The sequence below is a fragment of the Pelorhabdus sp. sgz311001 genome (genome assembly GCF_055901755.1).
Map to the genome: position 1 here is coordinate 186,574 of NZ_JBVXUT010000005.1, position 18,817 is coordinate 205,390.

17 protein-coding genes are annotated in these 18,817 nt (G+C 44.5%); 2 read left to right on the plus strand and 15 right to left on the minus strand.

Going from position 1 to position 18,817, the window contains the following annotated elements:
* The 10 genes from AC0MXB_RS13665 to AC0MXB_RS13710 form a co-directional block, all read right to left on the minus strand.
* Entirely contained in the window at positions 1–2,232 is a 2,232-nt protein-coding gene (locus AC0MXB_RS13665) for a molybdopterin-containing oxidoreductase family protein (RefSeq protein WP_474040261.1), read from the minus strand.
* Between the two features lie 238 nt (positions 2,233–2,470).
* The gene (locus tag AC0MXB_RS13670; RefSeq protein WP_474040262.1) at positions 2,471–4,636 is read right to left on the minus strand and encodes a sigma-54 interaction domain-containing protein; all 2,166 of its coding nucleotides are present in this window, start codon (positions 4,634–4,636) and stop codon (positions 2,471–2,473) included.
* Positions 4,637–4,762: 126 nt separating this feature from the next.
* A complete protein-coding gene (locus tag AC0MXB_RS13675; protein WP_474040263.1) occupies positions 4,763–5,614 on the minus strand; it encodes a TIGR04282 family arsenosugar biosynthesis glycosyltransferase in 852 nt (283 codons plus the stop codon).
* Positions 5,615–5,664: 50 nt separating this feature from the next.
* The gene (locus tag AC0MXB_RS13680) at positions 5,665–6,642 is read right to left on the minus strand and encodes a DUF169 domain-containing protein (protein WP_474040264.1); all 978 of its coding nucleotides are present in this window, start codon (positions 6,640–6,642) and stop codon (positions 5,665–5,667) included.
* Entirely contained in the window at positions 6,632–7,765 is a 1,134-nt protein-coding gene (locus tag AC0MXB_RS13685) for a (Fe-S)-binding protein (protein ID WP_474040265.1), read from the minus strand. Before AC0MXB_RS13685 ends, AC0MXB_RS13680 begins: the two co-directional genes overlap by 11 nt.
* Positions 7,766–7,794: 29 nt before the next feature.
* On the minus strand, positions 7,795–8,619 hold the full coding sequence (locus AC0MXB_RS13690; RefSeq protein WP_474040266.1) for a TIGR04282 family arsenosugar biosynthesis glycosyltransferase: 825 nt from the start codon (positions 8,617–8,619) through the stop codon (positions 7,795–7,797).
* Positions 8,620–8,836: 217 nt separating this feature from the next.
* Complete coding sequence (locus AC0MXB_RS13695; protein ID WP_474040267.1) at positions 8,837–9,625, minus strand: replication initiation protein; 789 nt, start codon at positions 9,623–9,625, stop codon at positions 8,837–8,839.
* 71 nt (positions 9,626–9,696) lie between these two features.
* Positions 9,697–9,855, minus strand: a complete 159-nt coding sequence (locus AC0MXB_RS13700) for a hypothetical protein (RefSeq protein WP_474040268.1) — start codon at positions 9,853–9,855, stop codon at positions 9,697–9,699.
* 104 nt (positions 9,856–9,959) lie between these two features.
* Positions 9,960–10,283 carry a hypothetical protein gene (locus AC0MXB_RS13705; RefSeq protein WP_474040269.1) on the minus strand — a complete coding sequence of 108 codons (324 nt, stop codon included), beginning with the start codon at positions 10,281–10,283 and terminating at the stop codon, positions 9,960–9,962.
* Positions 10,284–10,375: 92 nt separating this feature from the next.
* Positions 10,376–10,534 (minus strand): hypothetical protein, encoded by a 159-nt coding sequence (locus AC0MXB_RS13710; RefSeq protein ID WP_474040270.1) that lies wholly within the window; start codon positions 10,532–10,534, stop codon positions 10,376–10,378.
* A 155-nt stretch (positions 10,535–10,689) separates the two neighbouring features.
* Here AC0MXB_RS13710 and AC0MXB_RS13715 point away from each other — a divergent pair, with 155 nt between their 5' ends.
* Positions 10,690–10,965 carry a hypothetical protein gene (locus AC0MXB_RS13715; protein WP_474040271.1) on the plus strand — a complete coding sequence of 92 codons (276 nt, stop codon included), beginning with the start codon at positions 10,690–10,692 and terminating at the stop codon, positions 10,963–10,965.
* A 147-nt stretch (positions 10,966–11,112) separates the two neighbouring features.
* Here AC0MXB_RS13715 and AC0MXB_RS13720 read toward each other — a convergent pair whose 3' ends face one another.
* Positions 11,113–11,448: a 4Fe-4S dicluster domain-containing protein gene (locus AC0MXB_RS13720; RefSeq protein WP_474040272.1), complete on the minus strand. Its 336-nt coding sequence runs from the start codon at positions 11,446–11,448 to the stop codon at positions 11,113–11,115.
* 39 nt (positions 11,449–11,487) lie between these two features.
* Positions 11,488–13,755, minus strand: coding sequence for a molybdopterin-dependent oxidoreductase (locus AC0MXB_RS13725; protein WP_474040273.1), 2,268 nt, complete (start codon positions 13,753–13,755; stop codon positions 11,488–11,490).
* Between the two features lie 706 nt (positions 13,756–14,461).
* On the opposite strand from AC0MXB_RS13725, the gene AC0MXB_RS13730 reads away from it, so the two are divergent.
* Positions 14,462–15,676 (plus strand): L-lactate MFS transporter, encoded by a 1,215-nt coding sequence (locus AC0MXB_RS13730; protein ID WP_474040274.1) that lies wholly within the window; start codon positions 14,462–14,464, stop codon positions 15,674–15,676.
* Between the two features lie 65 nt (positions 15,677–15,741).
* Here the strand turns inward: AC0MXB_RS13730 and AC0MXB_RS13735 are convergent, their stop codons facing one another.
* Genes AC0MXB_RS13735 through arsM form a run of 3 tightly spaced genes read right to left on the minus strand, consistent with a single transcriptional unit; the run spans position 15,742 to position 18,684 of the window.
* The gene (locus AC0MXB_RS13735) at positions 15,742–16,836 is read right to left on the minus strand and encodes a GTP-binding protein (RefSeq protein WP_474040275.1); all 1,095 of its coding nucleotides are present in this window, start codon (positions 16,834–16,836) and stop codon (positions 15,742–15,744) included.
* A 30-nt stretch (positions 16,837–16,866) separates the two neighbouring features.
* Positions 16,867–17,679 carry an MIP/aquaporin family protein gene (locus tag AC0MXB_RS13740; RefSeq protein ID WP_474040276.1) on the minus strand — a complete coding sequence of 271 codons (813 nt, stop codon included), beginning with the start codon at positions 17,677–17,679 and terminating at the stop codon, positions 16,867–16,869.
* 21 nt (positions 17,680–17,700) lie between these two features.
* The gene (gene arsM, locus AC0MXB_RS13745; RefSeq protein ID WP_474040277.1) at positions 17,701–18,684 is read right to left on the minus strand and encodes an arsenosugar biosynthesis arsenite methyltransferase ArsM; all 984 of its coding nucleotides are present in this window, start codon (positions 18,682–18,684) and stop codon (positions 17,701–17,703) included.
* Positions 18,685–18,817 lie beyond the last annotated feature (133 nt).

Here is an 18,817-nt window from a genome sequence, read left to right on the forward strand (position 1 = left end):
TCACTTCGCCTCCTTTGCATTAGCTGCAGTCACTTTATATACCTTACAGAGCAGCCCACGGTTGGCCCATGCGCCGCTAAAAGGATCACAGTCATCATCATTCACACTTGTCAAAACATTCGCATTGGATTCCATACAGCCGCCAAGTTCTGGCGCATTCATATCGCGCTCCGGATACCACCAGCCGCGCTGTACGAATACGACCCGGGGATCAATGCTTTGTGTCAGATTTGCCTTTTGTTTGATACGACCTCGTTTCGTTTCAATCCATACCCAGTCGCCATCATGAATTGCTAGTTTTTCGGCTGTAATCGGATTGATATCCATATAGGGCTCATGACGCAAGAAACGGAGCTCCTTAATCTGGAAATGTTCCGAGTGATGGTAAGGCATAAATCCGCCGCCTGTCGTTAACACCAGCGGGTACTCGTCGGCAATCTCCGGATCATCTAATTCATTTTCTGATGGACCAACATAGGTTGGCAGTGGCGGATAACCTAGATCTTTTAGTACCGTTGAATAAAGCTCTACCTTTTTTGACGGCGTGGCAAAACCTATCCGTTTATATTTTTGATATTCCCGTTCGGGGAAATGGAAACGGTAATTTTCTACGAATTCGTCATAGTTTTTTACGCCATAGCCTAGTGGTTCAATTTTACTGTAATAAGCATCTTCCACGGTTTCCCATGACCACATCCCATCCTGCCCAAGGTGCAGACCTAGATCACGCCAGAAATTATAATCATTGCGTCGTTCATACATTGGCTGAATGGCCCGTTGTGATGCAAGTAGGAAGTCGGCGCAGCCATAAGAACTTGTAATCGTCGGTCGTTCCAACGCTCCGGCAATCGGCAGCACATAATCAGACAGCATTGCCGTCGGTGTCAGCCAGTAGTCACAAGTTACAAGAAAATCAACAGCTTTTAAGGCTTCCAACGTTAGATTCGAATCACCATAGGAATTGATTGGGTTTGTTGCCGAAACAAGTAAGGCTTTTACGGGATAGGGCTTTTCTGTCAATATAGCCTTGAATACAGAGGGCGGATGAGCCTCACACATCCATTCAGCCGTTGGCGCCTTGCCCCATACTTCTTTTGTCAGCTCAGCAATCCGGCTATATCCCGGCCAAGTAATCAGGCGGAACTGATCCGAACCAATCTGCTTCGCTTTCTGTCCATCAGGCAGCTTATCATTCGCTTCCATTTCCTCATCCGTAACAAATTCAGGACTCGGCCCTGTCAAAAGGTCTGATCCTGGCACATCCAAATTACCGGTAATAGCCCGCAGCAAAGCCCGTGCCTGCATGGCTGCCCCAGCTGGTCGGCCGATCTGGTCAATCGACGTTCCCCATTGAATATTGCCTGGTTTATTCATCGCATACATGTGCGCGCTTTCCCTAATCTTATCAGCGCTAATCCAAGTCAGCGGTTCTGCCCACTCCGGCGTATACTCTTCAATATGATCGGCCAATTCACCAAAGCCTTCGCACCATTCATCAACAAATTCCGGATCAAAGAGCCCTTCAAAAATAATAACATTCAGCCAGGCAAGCGCCAGAGCCAAGTCTGATCCAGGTCGTATGGGAAGCCACATATCGGCTTTTGCCGCCGTTTCTGTATAGCGCGGATCAATCACAATCAGTTTCAAACCTTTTGCTTTCAGATCCATAATATGATGCATTTCCGGCATACCTGACGCCCCGGGGTTTTGCCCCCATAAAACGAGACAGCGACTGCTGTCAAGATCCAAATCAAAAGGACACCAGCCATAAATAGCGGTTTCTACCATGAACGTGGGAATCCAGCAAAGATGAGAATTATGAAATCCATTAGGACTACCGAACAAATTCATAAACCTCCGTCTTGCCCAGTCGTCTGTTCTCTGCGTGCCGCCAGCCGTAGCAACCGCTTCAGCACCGAAAGAATCACGGATTTCTGAAAGCTTTGCGGAAATTTCATCAAGCGCTTGATCCCAGGAAATGCGCTGCCATTGACCATCGCCCCGCTTACCAACCCGTTTCAAAGGGTAATTGACCCGATCCGGATGATCAAGATGCTGCATAGCAATATTTCCCCGGCAACACAAACCGCCTTGGTTGGTCGGAAAATCAGAATCCCCTTCAATATCAAGCACTTTTCCGTCTTTTACATAAGCTAGTACACCGCAATTTTGATGACAAAAATAGCAGCAAGATTTCTTAACTTCTATTCCTTCTTCCGTCATATCAATCATATTCTCCCTATTGCCTCCTTCCTGACATTACAGCGCACGAAATGATCTTCATTTGCCGTTATCGTTAATTTATGCAATAACCATGCCATTGTTATTTTATAAACATTCAGCTTGTTTTCAAGGCAGAAAAGGATCAGAGCTCACCAAACCTCACGTCTTCTTGTATCAAAATGACACGCCTTTTCTAAATGTAGGATAAAAAAAGACCCGACAACATCTGCCGAATCTTTTTCACCGTTCAATAGCCAATATGATATTCTTTTAACTTCCGATACAACGTGGATCGACTGATTCCTAGAATTTCCGCCGCACTTGGCACACACTTATTCGTATAATTCAAAGCTGTTTCTATCGCGTTTTTCTCTAGCTTTTCTAAACACAGAATCTCGCCAATCGATTCGCTGCTGTCGCTTCTCCCGCCTTGTTCCTGGGCACAAGCCTCCAGCGGAATATAATAAGGCAGGTTGTCCGGCTTAATTATACCGTCAGAACACATATTAACCGAATAAATCATCGCATTTTGCAACTGCCGCACATTACCAGGCCAAGTGTATTGCTCAATAATCTTCTGAGCTGACAAACTGATCTGGGGAATCTTCCAGCCATTCTTCAAGCAGTAATTCTCTACAAAATACTGACTTAAAGTTGCAATATCGTTACCGCGCTCGCGCAAAGGAGGAATATTGATTGGCAACACAGACAATCGAAAGAATAAATCACCACGAAATTTATTTTCTTGTACCATCTGATATAAGTTCTTATTGGTAGCTGAAATCAGTCGAAAATCGACCTGCTTATAGTAACGTCCGCCAATACGCATAACTTGCTTATCTTCCAGCGTTCGCAGCAATACAGCCTGCAGTTCAAGCGGCATATCGCCGATCTCATCAAGAAAAAGCGTCCCGCCATGAGCTAGCTCAATTTTACCAGGCCGTCCGCTTCGTTCAGCGCCCGTAAAACTACCGCCTTCATAGCCAAACATTTCGCTTTCGATAAGCTGAGCGGGCATAGCTGCGCAGTTAACAGCAATAAAGGGTCCCTGCGGCCGATACATCTGATGTATCGCCTTAGCAAACAGCTCTTTACCCGTGCCGCTTTCGCCAGTAAGCAAAATACTTTCTCCCATACAAGAAAACTGTCGGGCCATAGCAATACTTTTTTTCAGTTTGTTGCTTTCACCGATCAAGTGTTCAAACGCCGTATCGGTCAGAGCAACGCCTCTACGTCCGCCTTTCACGATACCAGTAACGCTCTTCTCCACTGGCGAAAGCATAACAACAACAATATCACGCTGTTGCGTATAGGAATTCATCTCAGCCATTACAGAAATCTGCCATACTTGTCGATTGCTGCCGCTCCCGATAGTTCCTTCTATCGTAACTGTTTCACCTTTTTCAATCGCCGGAATGAGTGAAGGCACCTGCTGAAAGAAAACCGCAATATTCATACCAACCATATTTGATTCCGGAAGATTGAACAGTGACAGCCCCCGAGCGTTAACATGCAGAATTTTCCCTTGGCGATCCGTAACAACAATGCCTTCGTTCGTCATAGCCATCATAGTAAGCAACGCATGATGAGCCGCCGTCATTCGCGCCATCGTAAAAGAGAAATCCCAGCCCGAAATACTGTCTTTCTCCTGATCTTTAGCGGCACCACAAACCATTTTAGCGACTTTATACTGTGTTTCAATACTGGACGCCAGCGACGCAACAATACCAAAACTATGAAAACAAGTTTTTTCTAGTACTTCTTTATCAATCTCTTCCGTAAACGGGGAATTGAGCAGAACAAGGACCGCTGTCACTTCATTATTCTCATCACGAATAGGAGCAGCAGAAGAAATACAGTCTTGAAAGGCGATACAGTAATGTTCGGGCCCCAGCAGTTGAACTGGTTTTCCTAGACGAATACACAGTTCATGGGCCGTCGTCCCCTCCGAATGTTCATCGGAAACAATACCAAGGCGCGAGTTTTTTTCTTGAAACAGCTGAACAGCTTCCCAGTTCCCTTCACTTAGCAAAGCTACACGACTCTTATCAAATAAATACAGAATATCGCCACAGGCAATAAGTTTATCCTTTATATTTTCGATAACCGAATTCGTAATATGAATCAATAAATGATATTTTTGCAGCAACTCTTCCAAATTAGCCTGTGCCAAATTAGCGTGCTTTACAATCGAATAAGGATCGACCCCTAAGCTGCGCGAACGAATCCAAGAATCAAATACCTCTTGATTCATAAAATCTTTCGGGCAAGCATCGGTCTCCTGATTTTGAAAAAACTTTTGCTTATACTGCAAAATGTTCTGCCAACGTTCCCATGCTACGCGTTCTTTCGCCTCAGGTACTTGCTCGGAATGCTTTGTCGATACAGGGTAAATCTGATTGAAACTAGCCACCGTAAAGTCCTCCTAATTCTTACTGATAAGAACCGGACGTAAACCGGGCCTGCAACACTCTACCAAATTCAGTATAAAATAAATTAACTAATATATCAATTGTAAAATTTTTATTATTCTGTAATTTCACTTCGGTGATTCGCCCACTTCTTCTTCGGGAACCTCTGCAAAGGCTTCTATTTGCAGTTTCTGTAAGGAATCAATCGTCCAGCGAGGTGATAAAATATCCTGACTATACAACGACGCAGTCTGCATCGTATGCATAACTGGCAGCATCCCGCCCAAGTCTTCCGGTAAATCAATATCCGGCACCATTTCTACCATCCCCAGGGGAATCTTATTTTCTTTAACTTTTTTAATAACAAGATCAAGAACGGTTCCGCCATTTCGATCATAGAACAGATTGGTAAAGCGAAACGGCGTTGTCCGCGTATAAGCAATTACATTAAATCCTCCAGCCTGATCAGCTGATTCCACGAGCGCAGCGCCAACTTCTTCCTGTTGGCCTGAATGAAGCGAGGCACAACGCATCCCGGCTTCTGATTGCGCTAGACGATACAGTTCCCTCGCCGCATTTTGCAGAACAACGGGCTGTAGTACAGGCATATCGCCGCCAACAATTAAAATACTGTCTGTTCGATGCGGGCCCTGCCCTCGGCCAAGCAAATAATCAGCGCCGTATTGCATCACTTCATTAAAATCACCGCCCTGATCGGGAAAGATCCCTGCAATAGAATCGAAAGCAGCAATTTTTCCTAGTATCTGTTCTAAGTAACCGCGATCCCCATCTTGATTATAGCAAAGATACACATCGCCGCATTGCGCGGCCAAACAATGTTCCACTACATCAAGAAGACAGTGTTCATAAAACATTTTCGCTTCTTCCGCCGTGAAAATCCCGCCTTTTTCTATGGTTAACCGTGTTTTTGTTTTGCCTGCCTCAGGTACTTTCGTAAAAACAAGAATTCCATTTTTCATGGCTGTCCCACCATTTCTCCTGATATTTGCGTATCTTTCATCGTGCCTGCTCAGTCCAAAATTTCTTCCTGATTCACCTCAATTCGGATCGCCTTTTGTGGACATTGTCCAACACAGGTATAGCAAGCGCAGCATTTCTTGTCTGTCGACGCAAAGGCAATAGAACCATTACCAGCAGAATTCGATTTTACTCTCATAACCTCTTCCGGACAAAAGGCCTCACAGAGACCACAACCATTGCAGCGACTATCATCAACAGTTATCGTAACACGATACGCTCCCGTTGCCGCAGATACTGCCGAACTGCTTCTAATTACAGGTGGCATATAGATCTTGTTGCGCGCCTCCGGTATGCTTTTAAGCGAAAGTTTCTGCAAAGATTCGGCAAGTGACTCCATTTGTTTAAAAGGCACAGAAAGATAAGCTTCAAAATCATTTAAATCAGTAATAGCCCTGGCCCCATAACAGCCAAAGGATATATTCATTTTTTGGCTTTTCATTACTTGCACTGTTAAATCAGCACAAGTCGAATTATAACCGGAAGTATGAAAAATATGGCGTTCGCCACTGCCATAACTTGATGCACAACAAAGCCACATCATCTGCTCGGGATAGAGAGTAAAAATAACTACATCTGGTTCAAATTCCGCTGCTTCTAGCGGTGCAATAACCGAAGCACTATAAGTACCGGCATCAAATTCCGGCCGCGAGGCAATCATCTTTTGGGCGCATTCAATATTAGGAAGCTTTTTAAACAACAAATATAACTCCCCAGACCGTAATTTCGGCGCCATAGGAATCAATCCCATAATGGCAGCACCGTCGGGGCAAGCGTGTCGGCTAGGCGGCATATAGAGTCCATTGCCGCGCCGCGCTAGATTAATGGATTGACAATGACGCAGCGGCACAGCCGGTTCCATTACTCCGGCAGGAACAGCCTCACCGTCTTTCAGCAGCTTTACGGCAACAGGTGACCACCGCAATGTTAAAATTTCACGAAATCGTGCAACTAGTTCTTTATTTGTCATGTTTATTATCCCCTTCATCTGCAAATAACTGTTCCCATCGCGCTTTGCCATCACTGTTGCTAAACATGGTTTCGAGGCGGTTCTTACCACCATGATAATCTTCATCTACTCCTAGCAGCAACGCCAAGACATGCATAACCGGCACAGTGGCTAATGCAGTATCGTACTTTAATACACAACTAAGACAATAAGCAAGAATTGTATCCGCCTGCAAAGCTGCCGCTTCCTGTTGCCTTTGCTGCACAAGCTCTGCAACTCGTTCCGGTCGAAAATGCGATACCTGACCACCGCTGCCACAGCAAATAGTCTCTTGTCCATGATGCGGCATCTCGGCACAACGAAAACCGCTTGCTCGTAAAGCATTCCTAACTTGCTTAGCAAAAACTCCTTCCTGCCGATCTGGACAAGAATCATGAATTGTATATAGCTTCTTGTCGTCATCGCGCCGCCAAAAAGTAAGAACTTCATAAACAGTTTTTACGGTAACACCCATTCCAGCAAAAATATCACGCAATTCATAGTAACAACCAGGACAAGCAGCAATCACTTCCTGGATTTCATTTCTCTTCACAAAATCCCGCAGTCTCTGATGAAACTGCTCGACACGATCATTTAAACCAACCTGAACCAAAAGCTTGCCACAGCATTCCTCCCACAAATCCGCAGGAGATCCCTGTGCTTGTAACTGCCGCCAAATTTCACGTGTAAGAGCCGATGAATAGGTCATTAGAGTGCAGCCTGGGAAAAAGCACCGCTTTTCGCCACAATTTTCTCGATAAGAAATATCGCTGTAATCAACCTGATAATACGAACGATACGCTTTTGCCAAGTGATTCTTGCGATCAGGCAGCATATATATGTACTCGCTATCGATTATTTCACCAGCAAGAATACCTTCTTGGCGTCTGGCTAGAAACAAGGCACTAGGACTGAGCGACTGAGGGCAGGCCGTTTCACAGGCACCGCAAAAGAAACAACTCCGAGCCTCTTCTAGCGTAATCCCTCTTCTCGCCATAGCTAGCGGTGACTGGCCACTCTCCTGCAATAAAAAACATTGATCCTGACACATGCCACACTCGACGCACTGTGATAGCAACCTGTCTATAGAATCGTCTTTTGACATACTATTCAGATCCTTCCTGTAAAAGACCTTTACCGCTGCGTCGGAGTCGTCATACTTTGCAAACCGATTTTCTCCACAATATGAATCGTATGGCGCGGAACCATCACCGTATCATCATATTGGGCCGATAATTGCAATGCTCGCAACATGGGTATCATACTGGCTAAATCAATAGGGATATCAACATCAGGTGCCATTTCTACCGTAGCAAGCGGTATCTTCCGTTCCCGCGCCTTGTCCACGAGCATATCAAGAGCTGTGACCCCTGACATATTATAAAAGACTTTATAAAAATCAAAAGGAGTTTTTGCGGTAAACCCGACAATGGAAAATCCACCTTCCTGACAAGCGCCCTCCACCAAAGCTGCGCCAAAACTATCGCAGGAATAACCAGCTGCCTGCGCCGCCTGTAAGCCTGCTTCACTCGCTGCGAGCTTTTCCATTTTACGATAAGCAGATTGCAGCATATACGGCTGAATACTAGGAATATCGCCGCCAACGATCATAATACTGTCAGCCAAAGCTTCTGTTCCCAGTAACATATGTTCAGTCGCATACTGCATGCAAGCATCAAAACTGCCGCCCTGATCAGAAAAAATTCCTTTTATCGCCGATCGCTGACTCACCTTAGCTAGTAAACGATCTAGAACCGCCTCATCTCCGTCCTTATCGTGGCAGATCCACACATCGCCGCATTGGGCAGCAATACAAACATTAATTACATCAACCACAGAGCCTTCATAAAAAGCTATGGCTTCTTCATCAGTCAAAATGCCTCCTTTTCGTGTTGTCAAACGGGTTTTTGTCTTGCTCATTTGCGGAACTTTAGAAAATACAACAATTGCATTACGCATCGTAATTCCTCCCAATTAACGTCGTTTTTCTGTAAAGCCAACGCTATCTTTAAGTTAATTATGCAAAGTTCATGCCAAAAAATAAAAGAAAGATCCGTTTTAGAATCAGGATCTTTCTTTCGAAAAGTTGGAGATCGTTTTTATTTTTCTGTCCTTATTTGAGAAAGTTCTGTGCTTTTGTATCATTTTGACACAAGCTAATAGATAAAAAAACGATTCATAACTGCTGCATTTTTTCTTCGGGAAGCAAAACGGAAAATGATGGTTTTTCCTGGCGCAGTTTAACAGCCTTGTCGCCCGTAATCACTTCAAACCAGACTCCCTCGACGCGACGTCCCGAAAAGGTCGGACCGAACCGCACAAAAATTGCTGGATCCCATGCATAGATCTCTTCAAAAGCCGGCTCCAACACGCGAAGCCGCAACTGACCGTAAGAGTACCGCGTATTTTCCAGCTGCAGTCGCCGCATCAGCTCTTGAATTGTTAATTCAACAACTCCCTTTGACTGCTCCGGCCAGATAATCTGAAAGACAGCCAGCGTATGTTTTCCCTTGTATTGTAGTTTTCTGGCAAATTCACTTTCTTTCTCCTCCAGCGAAACCTGCAAAATAAGCGGCAACATTTTTTCGGTAAATTGGAAAACAATCTGTTCTTTGCGCCATTCAATCTTCTGAAACCACAAAGTGTAACACATACTCTGCTCAGTTTTCTCATAAAGAAGAACACCTTTTTTCAACACTTTGGCTAATTCTGCCAAAAGCCACGCTTCTTTTTGCTCATCACCGTTGGGAGAAAGACCCAGAAGCTCAGAGGCAGGTACCGAATATTCGCCAGCCGGATTCTGTTCTTTATTGTGACAGGCAAATACAGCTCCAATCATTTTGACCTGTATTTCCGTAAGCGAATCGCGGTAGACAACCAAGTCGTTCCAACGCAAAATCTCACTCTTTTTCAAACTACTGCATTCACTCTGAAAAAAGCCTGCAGCGGCCTCATTTTCATTCACGAGCATCACCTCATGAACCTATTCTAACGAAAAATCGACCTGCTGACAAATCCCCAAAACAAACAACATACTTATTCTTTCGGCGCTTCTTCTTTCGTTTCGCCAAGATTAGTCAGGTCTGTTTTACAGAAAGGACATTTTTTCTGCATAACTCCGCCAATCGGGACTAGCTTTTTCCCACATTTGGGACATATTTGATTTTTAGCAACACCTGCTGGTCTAAAACACATGTTATATTCCTCCTCGATTCATAATATAGCGTGATTTCTATTTATAACCACGACCACATTTATTTAAAGCAATAATCATGCCAAAATAGTCCAACCCAAACCGATTACTGGCAAGTAGCCGCTTCCTCTAATTTAGGCGCCAAATCAAATTGCCGCTCGGGCCGACCGCCGACACGAACTGTATCAATGACCTTCATCGTAACTTTTTCCTGCGACTCCCACTGTACAGCAAGGATAATCTGCGCCCCTGTTTCATCATTTGTCAGTACTAATTCTGTATCATTTTTTACTACAAGCAGTTGCTCAGCAAAATTGAAAATGAGCCGATAGATTTCACCGGGATTTATGCCTTGCAGAGTAAGATCTTTCTGTAGCTTTTCAGCCATCGTTACAGTTAGGTTAACATCGCCAATTTGTTTAGAAATCATGTTCTGCTCAACCATCCTTTCGCTTTTCGTGCTATAAAAGCGAAAGCAGCCTTGCCATTCATTTTAGGTTTGGCCGCTTTTCGCGTTAGAATTTATTCTTCTGTCTTCAGTTGTTCTTTATAAGTTTTTTCTTTTTCAAACTGTGTAGATCCGTATTTTTGTCCTGGCTTCTGCGCTAAGGGATTAAGCGGTTTTTCAATTTTCCGTTTTGGTTTTACAACTTCTTCAACATTTTTCTTTTCTTCACTCATCACAGTCATCTCCTTATATATTCTTTCTATTCTCATAGCAGCAAACTAAACTGCCGTAAGAAGAGCAGTTGACCGACTCTCCAAGGAGTCATATAATAAAACCATATAAAATAAACAAAATCCATAGTTTAAATTTATAAAAGGAGTGAGTTTTAATGTGTTGGTCCTGCAACCCTTATTGCGGCGGCTGTAAGCCGCCCAAAGAAAGACCGTTAAAATGTCCAGCCTGCCATATACTAACCTTTCGCGATGAAACAAACCGCTGTCAAAAATGCGGTGCTGCATTGCCGCCGCCAATACCTCGGCCGACTGTTCACTGCCTGTATATCGATCAATTATGCGCCAACCCCTGTAATCGCCATAAGGCGCCGCCAAAAGACGGCGGTAAGGGAACCTGCCAGTGGCATACACCGCCAGACAGTCAGAAGTAGACCACTCTTTTTCAACTTTCACCTACAGGCCTAACCTACTCAATCCTGCAAAATATTTGCAGGATTTTTTTGTAAACTTTTTCGTGTGCCATGCAAAAACATGGCACACGACGTATTTATAATCTCATTACTTCGCTACATTCTGCCTCAAGGCGTAAAAATGGCAACTTTTTTGCCTTTTTCTTCTGCCTTTTTCGCTAATTCATCAAGCGGACCATATTCCATACAGTTCGCTAAACAATGGAGGACACAAGCGGGTTTTTCACCGTTTTCTACTCTTTTTTCGCACAAATCACACTGCGAAGTAGGAACAGGAACATAATCCCACTCATATTTATCTTCGGTAATTTTAAACGGACCGACTTCCGTCAATTTAATGCCCCATTGTCCATGAGGAATTTTATGTTCGTTTTTGCATGATACTTCACAACTATGACATCCCGTGCAATATTCATAGTCAATCAATAAACCGTTACGCGCCATTACAGCACCCTCCCATCACTTTTATTGGTCATCGTCTAGTTATGGTTCGAAGCCTACATCACTTTCCAGCGATTCAACGCGATACACTTTGCAGATCATTTGTTTAAAGGGAGCGCCAAAGCCAAGTTTACCAATCTGTTTGTGTGGTACTAGCGTATTAATATTCGATTTCCAAACACCATACAGATTCGGTTCTTCGCCCTTTTGTTCCGGATACCACCAGCCATGTTCAGCATGAACGACTTTCGGATGAATGCATGGCGTCAAATGAGCTTTTTCTTTGGCTTTACCAAACATATTTTCAATGCAAACCCAGTCGCCTTCCTTGATACCGAGTTGTTCAGCCGTTTCCGGATGAATGTTCATAACTGGATAAGGCGTAATTTCACGCAAAGTAGAAATCTGGCGATGTTCTGAATGGAAGGTAGCAAACGTTCTTGCGCCAGTTGTAAGAACAAGCGGATACTCTTTAAAGAGTTCTGGCGTGCTGTAAGGGCTGTAAGGAGGTTCTTTAAAGTATGGCAGCGCATCATCGCCCCATGCTTCAAACAATGTCGATGTCAATTCTACCAAGCCGGTAACCGTATTGAAGCCGGGCTCGCCGTCGCCGCGAAGCTGGCCTGTTTCATATTTTTTATAAGTATATTTAGGCTGATAGAGACCAATTTCTCTCAAATCGTTAAAATCAATGCCGAGTTCCGGTTTCAGCTGTTTGCTGAAGAAATCTTCGACACTGTCGAACGGCCACATATTGGGATGTAATTTTTTACCAAGTTCAATACAAACTTCAATATCAGACTTGCATTCGCCCACTTCAAGGGCCTTATTCATAGCGCCAAGGAAAACTGCATTCCGCCCGTAATGCGTAACAACAACGCCATCATGTTCAGCAAGCGTTGGCAGCGGCAGGAAAATGTCGCCAAAAGCCATAGCCGTTGGAGTCATAAAGCAATCTTGTACTACATTGAATTCGAGCAATTTCAAAGCACGATACCAACGATCAGGCGCAGCAGAGCAGGTCGGAGTAATAAAGTTACTGCTGTTAAACCAGCCCATTCTCAATTTATAAGGTTTGCCAGTTTCCAAGGTATCGAGCGTTTCATCAGGATGAGTCGTCGCCATGGCTGTGCTCAGTGCCGGCCATTCTTTGGCGCCAATCCGTTTATCCCATAATTCTTCCGACAGATTGCTGCGTGTTTCAACACGCCATTTGCCAAGAAGAGCAGCCGGTGGTCCAAGCGTAATGCCGCCAGGCACGTCAAGATTGCCGGTAATAGCACCAAGAGCCAGAATCGCATGACCAAGCTGTACGCCGTTGGGGTTCTGGTCAACAGCAAGCCCCCACTGAATTGACGAAGGATGATTTGTTGCAAATTCCCGGGCAACTTCAATGATTTTTTCTTTCGGAATCCAGGTAATTTCCGCAACTTTTTCCGGCGGATATTCCTGTACACGTTCTTTCAGTTCATCAAAGCCATAGCACCAGTTGTCAACAAAGTCATGATCATAGAGATCTTCATTGATAATAACATGCAAGAGCCCCATAGCCAAAGCCGTATCACTGCCAGGCCGCAATTGCAGCACATAGGCGGAGCGGGTTCCCAGCCACGTAATCTGTGGATCGACGGAAATAATCTTTGTCCCGCGTTTCATCATATCAATCAGCGCATGACCAAAGAAGCCGTCTCCATTGGACATAAGCGGATTTTTACCCCACTCAATTACATATTTAGGAAGTTCATAATTCGGATTATCATAGCGGTCTGGATACGTTCCCGCATAGTCAAGCTCGGGATAACCAGCTCCCAAAATATAGTCAGTGATGGAGCATCTAGGACCATAGCAGGACCAGCCGCTCTGAGGATAGCATACATTCGGCGTGCCAATCGAAGCAAATCCCAACGGATAATAGTAAAGACAAGCTTCACGTCCTGTGCCGCCAAACACGACGATCGATTCAGCGCCATGCTTTGCTTTCAGATCTTTAATCTTAGGAACAATAATATCCCATGCTTCATCCCAGGAAATTTTTGTCCATTTATCTTTGCCGCGATCTTCCGGGGCACGCTTCATCGGTGACGTAATACGCTGCGGATGATGAACAAACTCTGGCAGAGAAAGCGCTCTGACACATACACGACCTTGCGTAATTGGATGTTCTTCATCGCCTTCTACTTTTATAAGTCTGTCGCCCTTTACCGTCAGTTTAAGGCCACAGCCAACAGGGTGATCACCCGGCGGCGACCAACAGCACGTTCTGACTGTATAAGAGCCATCTTCATTTTGTGTTTTCCACTCTTTCTTCACGACCTAATCATCCCTTTCCCAATATATTTACTAGTGACGGTTCTTTGCTGTCTTATTCTCCTTTCACACCTCCCAGGCATCAGTACAGGTCTAAGACCTCATATTCAGCAAAGATTGATTTATGCCAACGCCTATATATAAAGCAATAATCATGCCAAAAAATAAAAAAAGCCGCGAACGGCGAAAAACGGCCCTTTTCTGACGATTCGTAACGCAAGACAGAAGACGGTCGTTTTTTTTTGACATAGGAAAATAACACCGCCCAAGCCCTGTAATGGCTGGAAATACAGCCTATACAGCCCGACAATCCTCTCAATCCTTTTTTGCTATAGAAATATCATTTTAAAACAAACGAAGGATTCGCTCATTTTTCTTATTTTCACAATAATCAATCTTAAATTGCTACTTTATCGCAAAATAAGATGCCTATCCGCCATAAAAAAAGCCGCAAGCAGCCGTTCTAAGCCGCTCCGACACATTCTTTCCTCTGGCATATATATTGCATAAATTTTAATAGGAAGTCACTATTTCAATTTAAGGAGGTGTTTTGAGGTCTCTTATTTCATTCTAGATATCGAGGTGTTGCCTATCAGCAAATTGCGAGACCCTATTACTTATCGTTCACTCACATTTGATACTTCTCCGTTTCCCACGTTTTATGGCCCAGGACCAGTCTAGCCAAATTATAACGAAAGAAGGAGATACCATGTCTGAGCAACGGTACAATCGCTGGCTGATTCTTACAGCAGCGATCATTATAAATATTTGCATTGGTACTTTATATGCGTGGAGCGTATTCGCCCTGCCACTGGGAAAGCTATTTAATTGGCCAGCAACAGCCATCGCCCTTGCATTTACAATTACTCATGGTCTGAGCCCGATAGCAATGATTGGCGGCGGCTACATCCAAGATCGGCTTGGCTGTAAAGCCAATGTACTCATTGGCGGTCTCATGTTTGGCTGCGGCTTAATCATTACCGGGTTCGTTTCCAATATTGAAATGCTCTACCTATCTTACAGTGTCCTGGCTGGAATCGGCGGCGGCGTCATTTACTCAGGTACGCTCGGAAATACAGTAAAATTTTTTCCTGACAAACAAGGGCTCGCTTCCGGCCTCGTAGCCGCAGGATATGGCTCAGGCGCCACCATTGTCGCTCCCTTGGCCAGCGCTCTAATCAGTTCTGTCGGAGTGCTTTCTACCTTTAAAATCCTTGGCATTGCTTTTCTGATCATTATCCTGATCGGCTCGCTGTTTATCAAAAAAGCACCCGCAGGTTTCAAACCGCAGGGGTGGAATCCAGAGCCAGCAAAAACAACAGCTGCCCCAACCACTACTGACAAAGTCTGGCATGAAATGCTGCGTGATAAAACCTGGTGGGTCATTTTGGTCATGCTCATTCTTGGTGCCGTATCAGGACTTATGATTACTTCAGCTGCCTCGCCGGTTGGCCAACAGATGTTCCAACTTACCCCCATGGTTGCTGCTTTATTTCTCAGCCTTGTTTCCGTATCAAACGCTCTTGGACGGATCATCTTCGGCGCAGTTTCTGACCGTATTGGCCGATCTAATACGCTCATGGTCATGTTCGTTATTTCCGCTGTCTGTATGCTTAACTTGTCCCTAACAGGATCGGTGATCGGCTTCGCTATTTCCGGCGTAGGCATCGGCGCTGTCTTTGGCGGCTTTATGAGCACCATGCCTGGCATTATTACTGGTCGATATGGCTTCAAAAATTTTGGTGTGAATTACGGCATCACCTTTATCGGATTCAGTCTGGCTGCTATATTCGGCCCTATGATTGCCGCAACGGTCCGTCAAACGACAGGCTCCTACAACAACGCCTTCTGGATTGCCCTTGCCTTAAATATTGCCGGTCTATTTGCTGCCTATCTCTTTAGAAGATTGGAACGCTCACACTAAGGATTAGAAAAAAAGACATCTGCTGGTTCTGCCAGTAGATGTTTTTTCTTTGTCAATGAAACAGATTAAATGACAGCTGAGAAACGATGAGTAGGGTTAGGCCGACCTGGCTTCAAGCAATTAAGCACCATATCACTTGTAGCAATCGTGGCGCCGCAAAGGTGTTTCATTTCCTCCAAAACAATCGACTTCAGTTGATCCGGCTCCATTTCTACTCGGGCATTCACTGTCAGTAAAGCCTCGTCGGCATAACCGACAGAGCCGCGGATGTTCAGCGTTTCCTTTCGACCGGTAATATTGCCAATTACACTCTTGCCGCCTGCTTCAAGGAATGCCTTAGCATGACCAACAGCAGCCTGTTCTCTATCAAAGCGTCCAGATAAATTTTCCATCAATCGTTGCAAGAACGAATCATAGTTCTGTTTGGCACCAGCCAAATGCAAGCTCATATTTAGCCAACCAAGAACAGCTTCCCCTTCGGCATAAATATCATAATCGACTTTTGCAATATACTGGCCAGCTTCGGAACGTTCCAGCGCTGCGTTCAACCAAGCAGCCACCCCATCTCCTGTCTGAGCGCTGATCGCAAAAATATCGCCTTGAGGCCAACGCTTTGCAATCGCCATTTTTAATTGCTGCAAATCCGACTCTTGTAACGCATCAATTTTATTGATCACAATCATATCGGCTTCTTCTAGTTGTTTTTCCACAATATAGGCCGCGCTTTCATGAATAACTCCTGGTGTTTTTTCTAGAACCGCCTGAATACGCCAAGGGTCAACAAGTACCGATAAAGGAGCTACGCTAAGATCCGTTTCATGATATTGCTTTAAAGGCTGTAAAATTGTCGCCGATAAATCAGTACAGCTGCCTACAGGTTCCGCTAAAATCACCTGAAGCTCCTGCTGTTTCTGCAATTCGGCCATAGCCTGCTCTAATCCCGGAAAATTGCAGCAAAAACAGCTGCCACTCACTTCTTCGATGGGCTCTCCGCTGTCTCTTTGCAATAGTAACGCCGTATCAACAAGAGCGCTGGCTTGATCATTCGTAATCAACCCAGCCTGTTTTCCCTCAACTCGCAGTAAATCGGCTGCTCGATTTAACAGCGTTGTTTTGCCAGCTCCCAAAAAACCACCAATTAAAAGCATTTTCGTCTTCATCGTTATTTGTCTCCCTTCGTCTCCCATAAGCTATTTTTCTACAGCAACTACAGTCTCTTTTTTCTTCATAACTGGTTCCACAACAAAACGGAAAAACAACGCAGCAACAACAGCACCACCAACAGGAGCCGCCATATAAACCCAGAAGAAGCCGCCAGTTGTGTCAGGAAAAGCATAATTGCCCCAGCCATGAATCCAGGCTACAAGACGGGGAGCAAAATCCCGAGCTGGATTAAATCCAGCCTGCGTGAGTGGTGCAATCAGACAAATGAGCGACGATACGGTCAAACCAATAAATAGTGGCGCTGAATTGTCATCAGGACGCCCCACATTACAGCCTTCCGTTAAGAAGAAAATCATGACAACAAGGATAAAGGTGCCGAACGCTTCGGCAAACATAGCCAGTCCCATCGAAACAATCGCCGTACTTCCCGGCAGTTGGTAATACTCGCCAAACATTTTTCCCGTACCAACCGATTCCGCTGTACCACGTACAATATGATTCGCGGCTTCATAAGCGGCAATCGAAGGCTCAAAAAATATATACAGCAAGGAAGCAGCCACAAAGGCCCCTAAGAATTGGCCTGTAACATAGGCTGGTAATTTACTTACGGCCATTCGTTTGCTGATAATCATAGCTATCGTCACAGCTGGATTAAAGTGTGCGCAAGACAGTGAGCGTGTTGCATAAATACCTAGACTAATACTGAGACCCCAGATCAGAGCAATCGGAAGAATTCCCTGATGCATATTGAACAAAATAGATACACCGACAGAGCCACAGCCAAACAGAATCATCAAAAAGGTACCAAGAAATTCCCCAAGTACTTCTTTTTTCATCATGCATCCTCTTTTCTTTTTACTTTAACCGCAGCAGCAACAACCTGTTTTAGCTGGGCGATAACCAATATAATGATAGGTCGGAGCTGTTACAACAAAATCAAGTTTTTCCCGCAACTGATTTGCTACTCGCACCGAGACAGAAACAGGAATTCCTTTTTTATAGCAAGTGCCATCTTCCGCTAAAAACTCTTTTTCCGCCCCTTTGTAAATAGCTGATTCGCCAAGAAATACCGCTGTTTCACTTTGTGGGCAAACGCTCTTTACTGCTACAAGCTCAACCGTCTCTAGCAAAATATCATCAACACCGTAAGTATGCTGATCAAGCAAACGATAGGGCCGACGAGCCCGGATCTGCACTTCGTCAAACCCAGCATCACTAATTTTCTGTGCATAATCTTCTAGCGACAGAGCGCCTGATAAGCACATTGCCCGCAGCCGCTCATCATCGCGCAACGCCGCGGGAATCGGCTGACTTGTAATAGGATCAGAAATATAAAGTCGCCCGCCAGGTTTTAATACTCGATACATTTCTTTCAGAGCAATCAGTAAATCATCACCTTTAAAAATATTAAAAAGACAGTTTTGCGCGGCTACATCAACAGAATTATCTGCTAAGGGCAGAGCTAGTGCATCGCCTTCCAAAATATTAATAAAATCAGACTTAAACCAACTATTCTGCTCTTCCGCTATTGCAAAATTCAACTTTGCCTTCGCCATCATTTCAGGAACGCGGTCGACCGCAGTAACCGATCCCGGGCGTCTTGTCACATAGGAAAACTGTAGTGCTTCCAGACCACCACCTATCCCAACATATAAAATGTTCTCTTGCGGTGACAATTCTCCAAAATATACTGTCGTACCGCAACCATAATCCATTGCTGTCATCTCATCAGGAATATGAAGATCCGGCAAAAATTGCAAGGGTTTTTCGACACAGCACAAATCTTCCTGTACGGTCTGCGACGCTTCTTTGTACAGTTCCTCGGTAACCTTCAAATAGCTCATCTGAACACTCTCCCTGCTTATATAATGAATTATAGGTTTTCTAAATCTCACTAAGGCCTTCAATTATTATTACGAATTTTCTTTCTATATTTATTATATAATATACCAGTTAACTATTGCAATATATTTTTAT

Bases quoted from the DNA above. Each gene is read 5' to 3' on its own strand.
- AC0MXB_RS13675 (WP_474040263.1), bottom strand. From the start codon at position 5,614: ATGAAAAATGGAATTCTTGTTTTTACGAAAGTACCTGAGGCAGGCAAA.
- AC0MXB_RS13690 (WP_474040266.1), bottom strand. From the start codon at position 8,619: ATGCGTAATGCAATTGTTGTATTTTCTAAAGTTCCGCAAATGAGCAAG.
- AC0MXB_RS13710 (WP_474040270.1), bottom strand. From the start codon at position 10,534: ATGAGTGAAGAAAAGAAAAATGTTGAAGAAGTTGTAAAACCAAAACGG.
- AC0MXB_RS13720 (WP_474040272.1), bottom strand. From the start codon at position 11,448: ATGGCGCGTAACGGTTTATTGATTGACTATGAATATTGCACGGGATGT.
- arsM (WP_474040277.1), bottom strand. From the start codon at position 18,684: ATGAGCTATTTGAAGGTTACCGAGGAACTGTACAAAGAAGCGTCGCAG.
- AC0MXB_RS13680 (WP_474040264.1), bottom strand. From the start codon at position 6,642: ATGACAAATAAAGAACTAGTTGCACGATTTCGTGAAATTTTAACATTG.
- AC0MXB_RS13735 (WP_474040275.1), bottom strand. From the start codon at position 16,836: ATGAAGACGAAAATGCTTTTAATTGGTGGTTTTTTGGGAGCTGGCAAA.
- AC0MXB_RS13715 (WP_474040271.1), top strand. From the start codon at position 10,690: ATGTGTTGGTCCTGCAACCCTTATTGCGGCGGCTGTAAGCCGCCCAAA.
- AC0MXB_RS13700 (WP_474040268.1), bottom strand. From the start codon at position 9,855: ATGTGTTTTAGACCAGCAGGTGTTGCTAAAAATCAAATATGTCCCAAA.
- AC0MXB_RS13665 (WP_474040261.1), bottom strand. From the start codon at position 2,232: ATGATTGATATGACGGAAGAAGGAATAGAAGTTAAGAAATCTTGCTGC.
- AC0MXB_RS13705 (WP_474040269.1), bottom strand. From the start codon at position 10,283: ATGATTTCTAAACAAATTGGCGATGTTAACCTAACTGTAACGATGGCT.
- AC0MXB_RS13730 (WP_474040274.1), top strand. From the start codon at position 14,462: ATGTCTGAGCAACGGTACAATCGCTGGCTGATTCTTACAGCAGCGATC.
- AC0MXB_RS13740 (WP_474040276.1), bottom strand. From the start codon at position 17,679: ATGATGAAAAAAGAAGTACTTGGGGAATTTCTTGGTACCTTTTTGATG.
- AC0MXB_RS13685 (WP_474040265.1), bottom strand. From the start codon at position 7,765: ATGTCAAAAGACGATTCTATAGACAGGTTGCTATCACAGTGCGTCGAG.